Source organism: Comamonas sp. (genome assembly GCF_036666375.1).
In the GTDB taxonomy this organism is placed as follows: domain Bacteria; phylum Pseudomonadota; class Gammaproteobacteria; order Burkholderiales; family Burkholderiaceae_C; genus Comamonas.
Window position 1 is genome coordinate 1 of sequence record NZ_JAVWWA010000149.1, and the last position, 8,641, is coordinate 8,641.

An 8,641-nucleotide genomic window follows, 5' to 3' on the forward strand; every position below is an offset into this window, starting at 1 on the left:
TCACGCGGCTGCGCTTTTGCACGCCCGAAGGCCGCATGGACTTCGACAGCACCGAAAGCGCCAGCGACGCCCCGCCCGGCCTGGTGCCATGGTTCGACGCGCCCGCGCGCCGCAGCGCGGACACCGCGATCGCTTTCGGCCACTGGTCGCAGCAGGGGCTGGTCGCACGCCATGATCTGATGGGCCTGGACACCGGCTGCGTCTGGGGCGGCTGCCTGAGCGCCATGCGCTTTGGCGACTCGCTGGCCGAACGTGAGCTGCTGCAGGTGCATTGCGCACAGGCCCAGGCACCCAAGTAACGGGCATAAAAAAACCGGGCCAGGGCCCGGTGTAAAGAGAAGCTGGATGGCGCGCTCAGGCCAGCGTGTACGCCGTCTTGACGGTGGTGTAGAACTCCTGCGCATAGCGGCCCTGCTCGCGCGGACCGTAGCTCGAGCCCTTGCGGCCGCCAAACGGCACATGGTAGTCAACGCCTGCGGTCGGCAGGTTGACCATGACCATGCCCGCCTGGCTGTGGCGCTTGAAGTGGGTGGCGTACTTGAGGCTGGTGGTGGCAATGCCCGCGGCCAGGCCGAACGGCGTGTCGTTGGCCACGGCCAGCGCTTCCTCGTAGTCGCGCACGCGGATCACGCTGGCCACGGGGCCGAACACTTCCTCGCGGTTGATGCGCATCGCGGGCGTGGAGTCGACGAACAGCGCGGGCTGCATGAAGAAGCCGTCCTTGGCGCTGCCCGTGTGGCAGGCGACGCGCGCACCGCCCGCGGCCAGCACTGCGCCTTCGGCCTGGGCGATTTCAACGTAGCTCAGATCCTGTTCGAGCTGGGCCTGGCTCACCACGGGGCCGATGTCGGTGCCCGCAGCACGTGCATCGCCGACCTTGATCTTGGCCATGCGCGCCTGCAGCGCTTCGATGAAGGCCGGGTAGATCCTATCGGTCACGATCAGCCGGCTCGACGCCGTGCAGCGCTGGCCCGTCGAGTAGAAGCAGCTTTGCGCCGACAGCTCGACGGCCTGGTTCAGGTCGGCGTCGTCGAGCACGACCTGCGGGTTCTTGCCGCCCATTTCAAGCTGCACCTTCTTGCCGCTGGCCACGCAGGCCGCGGCAATGCCCTTGCCCACGCCGACCGAGCCGGTGAAGCTGATGGCGGCCACATCTTCATGCTGCACCAGCGCTTCGCCAATGACGCGGCCGCGGCCCATCACCAGGTTGAACACGCCCGCGGGAATGCCGCTGCGGTGGATGATGTCGGCCAGCGCCCAGGCGCTGCCCGGCACCAGGTCGGCGGGCTTGAGAACGACGCAATTGCCGAAGGCCAGCGCGGGCGCGATCTTCCAGGCGGGGATGGCGATGGGAAAATTCCAGGGCGTGATCAGGCCGACCACGCCGACGGGCTCGCGCGTGATCTCCACGCCAATGCCGGGGCGCACCGAAGGCAGGGTCTCGCCGGCCAGGCGCAGGCATTCACCCGCGAAGAACTTGAAGATCTGGCCCGCACGGCCGACTTCGCCAATCGCTTCGGGGCGGGTCTTGCCTTCCTCGCGCGCCAGCAGGTCGCCCAGCTCTTCCTTGCGCGCCAGGATTTCATTGCCGATCTTGTCGAGCGCGTCGTGGCGCGCCTGGATGCCCGAGGTGCTCCAGGCAGGAAAGGCGGCGGCGGCCGCGGCCACGGCCGCATTCACGTCCGAAGCATCGCCCTGGGCGTATTCGCCCACCACATCGGACAGGTCGCTGGGGTTGGCGTTGGGGCTGTAGCTCTTGCCTGCAGTCCACTGGCCGTTGATGAGATTGTCGAATTGGGTCATTGCTCGGTTCCTGAAAAAAATCGGTTCATGCCGCGCCATGGGCTTCGACATACAAGGCGTAAAGGGAATGGCTGCTGGCCATGTACAGGCGGTTGCGCTTGGGGCCGCCGAACTCCAGGTTGGCGCAGCGCTCGGGCAGGCGGATGAAGCCTATCGGCTTGCCCTGCGGATTGAAGACCTTGACGCCGTCCATCTCTTCGGATTTGGCCAGCGGCAGGTGGGCGCGCATGCCGCCGCCGATATCGCTGGTCTCGGGGCTGAAAGCGCCGCTGAAGCCCCAGCCGCACCACAGGTTGCCGTCACGATCAACGCGAAAGCCGTCAAGCGCACCCGGGCCGTCGGCGTCTATGAGCTTGGTCTTGTTCGACACGGTCGTGCCGTCGGGCGAAACGTCGAAGCTCCAGACGCTGCGGTTGGGCGTGCCTTTCCACTCGACGACATAGAGCTTCTTCTCGTCGGGCGAGAACGCCAGGCCGTTGGGGTTGACGAGGTCGGTGACCACGGCGCTGATCTGGCCGTCCTTGCCTATGCGGTAGACATAGGTGCCGGCCTGCTCGGGCGCAGCGCGCGAACCTTCCCATTCGCCGTTGATGCCGAACAGCGGATCGGTGAACCAGATGCTGTCGTCCGACTTCACCACCACGTCGTTGGGCGCATTGAGGCGCTTGCCCTGGTAGCGGTCGGCCAGCACCGTGGTGCTGCCGTCGCGCTCGGTGCGCACCACGCGGCGCGTGACCGAGTGCTCGCAGGTGACCAGCCGGCCCTGGCGGTCGCGCGCATTGCCGTTGGCGTAGTTGGCGTTTTCCTTGTGCACCGAGAACTTGCCGGTCTTTTCCTCGAACTTCATCAGCCGGTTGTTGGGGATGTCGCTGAGGATCAGCGTGCCGGTTTCAGGGAAATAGGCCGGACCTTCGGCCCAGCGCATGCCCGTGCCCAGCTGCTCGATGGTGCTGCTGTAGATGCGGTACTTGGCAAAGCTCGGATCGAGAATGAAAACCGCGGGATCGGGATAGCGCTGGTGGGGCGAAAAACCGAAGGACTGGGCCCCGGCGGCGGCGCCCCAGGCGCCCAGGGCGCTGGCACTGAAAGTCTTCAACAGCTGGCGACGGTGCATGAGAAATCTCCTGTGGTTGGCATCAGCGCGCGGCGGACCAGGGCACTTCGGCCACGGGCTCGCCGGTGGCAATGAACTGCTGCAGGTTCTGCAGCACCAGGTCGGCCATGGCGCGGCGGGTATCGTGCGTGCCGCTGGCGATATGCGGCGCGAGCACGGCGTTCTCGAGCGTCAGCAGATCGGCCAGCGGACGCGGCTCGTCCTCGAACACATCGAGGCCCGCGCCCGCGATGCGGCCGCTGCGCAGCGCTTCGACCAGCGCCGCCTCGTCGACCACGCTGCCGCGCGCCACATTGACCAGAAAGCCCTGCGGGCCCAGCGCATCGAGCACTTCGGTGCTGACCAGATGGCGCGTGTGGTCGCCGCCGGCGGCGGTGATGATCAGGAAGTCGGACCAGCGGGCCAGCTCCAGCAGCGACGCCAGGTACTGGTGCGGCGAGCCGTCGATGGGGCGGCGGTTGTGATAGCCCACCTCCATGTCGAAGCCCGCGGCGCGGCGCGCGACGGCGCTGCCTATGCGACCCATGCCGAAGATGCCCAGTCGCTTGCCCGAGACCCGCGTCGTGAGGCCGAAACGCTGGCGGCTCCAGTCGCCGCGGCGCACGAAGCGGTCGGAGGCGCTGACACCGCGCGCCGTATCGAGCAGCAGCGCCCAGGCCATGTCGGCCACGCAATCATCGAGCACGCCCGGCGTATAGCCCACGCGCGCGCCGCGGCGCAGCAGCGACTCCTTGTCCAGCGCGTCGAAGCCCACGCCGAAGCTGCTGACGAACTTGAGCTCAGGCAGTGCGTCGACGACGCGCGCCGGCAGACCCATGGCCGCCGAGGTCACCGCATAGGCAAACTGCCCGCCCTGCTCCGCCAGGAAACGATCCGGATCGCTTTGCTCCGAGAGGATCTGCACGTCGTAGGCCTGCGCCAGTTCAGCATCGAGCTGGGGCAGCGGCATCTTGCCGTATTGGAGAACGCGGGGTCGGGAGGGTGCCATGCAGGGAAGTCCTTGAGTCGTTCGGAGGGAAAGGGGGGGGGAAACCGCGTACCGTCACCCGTGCGGCCACAGGGGCTGCGGCTGCGGTGCAGCGGGGCGCATTGCAAAAGGACAGCGTCTGGCGCTTTGCAATGCACCCCGGACCGCAAGATCGCTCCTGCGGTCCGGAGCCTGGGGCTTATTGCTCCACGAGCTTGATCAACGCTGCCAGTTCTTCGATCTCGTTGGGCTTGAGATCAGCCAGCGGCGCACGCACGGGACCGGCGTCGTGACCGACGATCTTCGCGCCGGCCTTGACGATGGATACTGCGTAACCGGCGCTGCGGTTGCGGATCTCGAGGTAGGGCATGAAGAAGGTCTTGAGCAGGTGGTGCTGCGTCGCGTGGTCGTCGTTCTTCACCGCTTCGTAGAAGCGGATCGCGGTCTTGGGGATGAAGTTGAAGACCGCCGACGAGTACACGGGCGTGCCCAGCGCCTTGTAGGCCGCGGCATAGACTTCGGCCGTGGGCAGGCCGCCCAGATACGCCAGGCGATCGCCCATGGTCAGGAACATGGCCGACATGGCTTCGATGTCACCCACGCCGTCCTTGAAACCGACCAGGTTGGGATTGCGTTCGCACAGCTTGGCAACGGTTTCGGGCGTGAAGCGGCTGATGCCACGGTTGTAGATGATCACGCCGAACTTGACGCTCTTGCAGACGGCTTCGACGTGCGCGGCCAGGCCTTCCTGGCTGGCTTCGGTCAGGTAGTGGGGCAGCAGCAGGACACCGTGTGCTCCAGCGCGTTCGGCTTCCTGGGCGCACTGGATGGCGAAACGCGTAGGGCCGCCGGCACCGGCGATGATTGGCACTTTGCCCTTGCAGGTGTCCACAGCGGTCTTGATGATCGCGGGATACTCGTCGGCCGTCAGCGAGAAGAACTCGCCCGTGCCGCCGGCGGCGAACAGCGCGGTGGCGCCGAACGGAGCCAGCCATTCCAGGCGTTCGGCATAGCTCTTGGCATTGAAGTTGCCTTGGCTGTCGAAGTCGGTCACGGGGAACGACAACAGACCGGAACTCATCACGCTTTTGACTTCTTGGGGGCTCATGGCAATCCTTAAGGAACAGAATGAAAAAATAGGCTGGACTTCAGTCCAGTTGCAGATTGGAGGTCTGCACCACGGTGCGCCAGCGTGCACGCTCGGCGTTGAAGAATTTGTCGGTTTCGGCCGGAGTCATCGTCACGACTTCGGCGCCCTGGCCCGTGAGGCGGGCACGCACATCAGGCGTGCGGATGGCGGTCAGCAGGATCTGGTTCACGCGCTGGACGATGGCTTCGGGCGTCTTGGCCGGCAGCACCACGCCCTGCCAGGTTCCGGAGGCAAAGCCCTTGGCGCCCTGCTCGGCCAGCGTGGGCACATCGGCGATCAGCGGCATGCGGGTTTCCTTGGAGATTCCCAGCAGCTTGAGCTTGCCGCTTTGCACATGCGGGTAGGTGGCCAGCATGCCGTTCATCAGCACCTGTGTCTGGCCGGCAACGGTGTCCTGCACCGCCTGCACGCCGCCCTTGTAAGGCACGTAGACCCACTTGGCGCCCGTGAGGCGGGCGAGTTCCACGCCGGCCAGATGCGGCGCGCTGCCCGTGGCCGTCACGGCGAAGTTCAGGTCCTGCTTCTTCGACAGCTCGACCAGTTCCTTCAGATTGGTGGCCGGCACCGAAGGGTGGACCACCAGCATGTGGGGCGAGTAGGCCAGCATGGCCGCACCGCGCAGATCCTTGGAAGGGTCGAAGCTGAGCTTGGTGTAGACGGAAGGCGAAATCGCCAGCGCGCCCAGGTCGGCCAGCAGCCAGGTATAGCCATCGGGCGCGGCACGGCTCACGAACTCCGCACCCAGATTGCCGTTGGCGCCGGCCTTGTTCTCGATCACGACAGTCTGCTTGAGCTCCTGCGACATGATCTGACCGATGGAACGCGCAATGATGTCGGAGCTGCCGCCCGGAGGATAAGGAACCACTAGACGGATGGGTTTGCTGGGCCAGGGATCCGCCGCGAATGCGGGAGCGCAAAGCAGGCCGGTGCCGGCAAGCGCCAAGGCAGTGCACAGAAAACGTGAGCGGGAAAGCATTTGAAGTGTCTCCGTATAGTGGTCAGTCATCATACAACTAGACTTTCAAAAACTCACGCAAAAAATCCTAGGGGTAAACACGAGGTCGAAAAAGCGCTGAATCCGCAGCCCCCTGCATGCGCCCGCAGAGCGGGCGCGCAGCCGGCAACCGGCTGGTTCAGGCGGGAGAAACGGGCTCGGAGAGCTGGCTCAGGCGCTGGGCCAGGCGCAGGCGCTCACGCGAATTGGTCAGGTGGATGCGCATCGCCGCACGCGCGGAGTCCGCGTCCTGGCGCTCGATGGCCGCATAGATTTCTTCATGCTCGCGGTTCACGCGGCGCAGGTAGTCGGGATCGCGCGCCGGCGTATGAATGGACGCGATGCGGTTGCGCGGAATCAGCATGGTGCCGAAATGCTGGAGGATGTCCTGGAAGTAGCGATTGCCCGTGGCCTGGGCAATGCTCAAGTGAAATGCCAGGTCATGGCTCACGGTCTCGTTGCCCAGCGCAAAGTGGTGCTCGAACGCCTGCAATGCATCCCGCATCGCCTGCAGGTGCGTCGCCTCGCGGCGCTGCGCGGCCAGGCCCGCGGCTTCGGTTTCGAGGCTGATGCGCAGCTCCAGCACGGCCAGCACGTCGACCGACTCGCTGAGCTCGTGTGCGTTGAGCTGCATGCCAGGATTCTGGCGCGTGGGCAGCACGAATGTGCCTATGCCGTGGCGCGTTTCCACCAAGCCGGACGCCTGCAGCTTGGACAGCGCTTCGCGCACCACGGTGCGGCTCACGTCATAGCTGCGCACCAGCTCCGATTCAGTGGGCAGCTTGTCGCCTTCGTGCAGCAGACCCTGGCGTATCTTGTGGTCGAACTCCTCCGACAGCAGATTGGCCAGGCTGCGGCTGCCGCGGCTGGTCTTGCTGCGCAACGCAGAACCCTCCGCAGGCAATAAAAAAGCGGCAGATTGGGGTAATTCCGATGTCGGGATGCTCATGGGTCTGATGATAATTGGTTTTAGTTGTATGACAACATATCACTTATCATGGTTTACGGCAGTAGCCAGGCGACAAGGTCGCGCCAATTCGTGGGACGCCTCAAAGTGAGCAGTCACCTTTTCGCACCCTGCGCGCCTACCGTTGAGACGAAAGTGATGTGCCTTGGAATGGCGGCCGTGGACGCATGGCAGGCCGCACCGATGAGGTCGTGATGAATTCAAAAATCGAAAGCAGCCGATGAGCAGTCCCCTTTATATCCGCATGCATGCCGCCGACAACGTGGCCATCGTGGCCAACGACGGAGGCCTTCCTGCAGGCACGGTGTTCCCCGATGGCTTGCGCCTGGTCGACAACATTCCGCAAGGCCACAAGGTCGCGCTCGAAGACCTGGCCGAAGGCGCCGTGGTGCGGCGCTACAACGTGGTCATAGGCTATGCGCTCAAAGCCCTGCCGCGCGGCAGCTGGATCAACGAACGCACGCTGCGCATGCCCGCGGCGCCGGAGCTCGAAGGCCTGCCCATGGCCACCGTGAAGCCGCCCGCACTGGCGCCGCTCACCGGCTACACGTTCGAAGGCTACCGCAATGCCGACGGCTCGGTGGGCACACGCAATATTCTCGCGATCACCACCACCGTGCAGTGCGTGGCCGGCGTGGTCGACACCGCGGTGCAGCGCATCAAGAGCGAGCTGCTGGCGCGCTACCCCAATGTGGATGACGTCGTGGGCCTGGAGCACAGCTACGGCTGCGGCGTGGCCATAGACGCGCCCGACGCCATCATTCCCATCCGCACGCTGCGCAACATCAGCCGCAACCCCAACTTCGGCGGTGAAGTGATGGTCGTGAGCCTGGGCTGCGAAAAGCTCCAGCCCGAACGCCTGCTGCCCCCGGCCGAGGCCCCGCTGCTGCCCATGCAGCGCCTGGGCACGGCCCCTGCCCTGCCCGCCGCCGACAGCGCGCTCGATGTGGTCTGCCTGCAGGCCGAGGAACATGTGGGCTTCATGAGCATGATCGACTCCATCGTGCGCCAGGCCGATGTGCATCTGCAGCGCCTGAACCAGCGCCGGCGCGAGACCGTGCCGATCAGCGAACTGGTGGTCGGCGTGCAGTGCGGCGGCAGCGACGCGTTCAGCGGCGTCACCGCCAACCCGGCCGTGGGCTACGCCACCGACCTGCTGGTGCGCGCCGGCGCCAGCGTGATGTTCTCGGAAGTCACCGAAGTGCGCGACGGCATAGACCAGCTGACCTCGCGCGCCAGCACGCCCGAAGTCGCCCAGGCGATGATCGACCAGATGGCCTGGTATGACGCCTATCTGGCGCGCGGCCTGGCCGATCGCAGCGCCAACACCACGCCGGGCAACAAGAAAGGCGGGCTCTCCAACATCGTCGAGAAGGCCATGGGCTCCATCGTCAAGTCGGGCTCCACGCCGATCACGGGCGTGCTCGCCCCGGGTGAGAAGCTGATGGAAAAAGGCCTGATCTACGCCGCCACGCCGGCCTCCGACTTCATCTGCGGCACGCTGCAGCTTGCGGCCGGCATGAACCTGCACATTTTCACCACGGGACGCGGCACGCCCTACGGCCTGGCCGCCTGCCCCGTGATCAAGGTTGCCACGCGCAGCGATCTCGCGCGCCGCTGGCATGACCTGATGGACGTCAACGCCG

The 8,641-nt window shown here is 65.7% G+C and carries 7 protein-coding genes and 1 pseudogene; 2 read left to right on the top strand and 6 right to left on the bottom strand.

Features of this window, described 5'->3' with window-relative positions; all coding sequences use genetic code 11:
• Positions 1–299, top strand: a pseudogene (locus RR928_RS22925) (symmetrical bis(5'-nucleosyl)-tetraphosphatase); the annotation flags it as partial.
• Positions 300–354: 55 nt separating this feature from the next.
• Here the strand turns inward: RR928_RS22925 and RR928_RS22930 are convergent.
• The 6 genes from RR928_RS22930 to RR928_RS22955 form a co-directional block, all read right to left on the bottom strand.
• Positions 355–1,803 carry an aldehyde dehydrogenase family protein gene (locus RR928_RS22930; protein ID WP_332547799.1) on the bottom strand — a complete coding sequence of 483 codons (1,449 nt, stop codon included), beginning with the start codon at positions 1,801–1,803 and terminating at the stop codon, positions 355–357.
• 25 nt (positions 1,804–1,828) lie between these two features.
• Entirely contained in the window at positions 1,829–2,917 is a 1,089-nt protein-coding gene (locus tag RR928_RS22935; protein ID WP_332535905.1) for an SMP-30/gluconolactonase/LRE family protein, read from the bottom strand.
• 22 nt (positions 2,918–2,939) lie between these two features.
• Complete coding sequence (locus RR928_RS22940) at positions 2,940–3,905, bottom strand: 2-hydroxyacid dehydrogenase (protein ID WP_332684372.1); 966 nt, start codon at positions 3,903–3,905, stop codon at positions 2,940–2,942.
• A 178-nt stretch (positions 3,906–4,083) separates the two neighbouring features.
• Complete coding sequence (kdgD, locus tag RR928_RS22945) at positions 4,084–4,992, bottom strand: 5-dehydro-4-deoxyglucarate dehydratase (protein ID WP_332535903.1); 909 nt, start codon at positions 4,990–4,992, stop codon at positions 4,084–4,086.
• Positions 4,993–5,032: 40 nt separating this feature from the next.
• The gene (locus RR928_RS22950) at positions 5,033–6,010 is read right to left on the bottom strand and encodes a Bug family tripartite tricarboxylate transporter substrate binding protein (protein ID WP_332535902.1); all 978 of its coding nucleotides are present in this window, start codon (positions 6,008–6,010) and stop codon (positions 5,033–5,035) included.
• A 157-nt stretch (positions 6,011–6,167) separates the two neighbouring features.
• Positions 6,168–6,977, bottom strand: a complete 810-nt coding sequence (locus RR928_RS22955) for a FadR/GntR family transcriptional regulator (RefSeq protein WP_442881456.1) — start codon at positions 6,975–6,977, stop codon at positions 6,168–6,170.
• A gap of 238 nt (positions 6,978–7,215) precedes the next feature.
• On the opposite strand from RR928_RS22955, the gene garD reads away from it, so the two are divergent.
• Positions 7,216–8,641 (top strand): galactarate dehydratase (gene garD, locus RR928_RS22960; RefSeq protein ID WP_332684373.1); only part of this gene is annotated, 1,426 nt, incomplete at its 3' end.

Excerpts from the sequence above, each read along its gene's own strand:
- RR928_RS22930 (WP_332547799.1), bottom strand. The coding sequence starts at position 1,803 with ATGACCCAATTCGACAATCTCATCAACGGCCAGTGGACTGCAGGCAAG.
- RR928_RS22935 (WP_332535905.1), bottom strand. The coding sequence starts at position 2,917 with ATGCACCGTCGCCAGCTGTTGAAGACTTTCAGTGCCAGCGCCCTGGGC.
- RR928_RS22940 (WP_332684372.1), bottom strand. The coding sequence starts at position 3,905 with ATGGCACCCTCCCGACCCCGCGTTCTCCAATACGGCAAGATGCCGCTG.
- kdgD (WP_332535903.1), bottom strand. The coding sequence starts at position 4,992 with ATGAGCCCCCAAGAAGTCAAAAGCGTGATGAGTTCCGGTCTGTTGTCG.
- RR928_RS22950 (WP_332535902.1), bottom strand. The coding sequence starts at position 6,010 with ATGCTTTCCCGCTCACGTTTTCTGTGCACTGCCTTGGCGCTTGCCGGC.
- RR928_RS22955 (WP_442881456.1), bottom strand. The coding sequence starts at position 6,977 with ATGAGCATCCCGACATCGGAATTACCCCAATCTGCCGCTTTTTTATTG.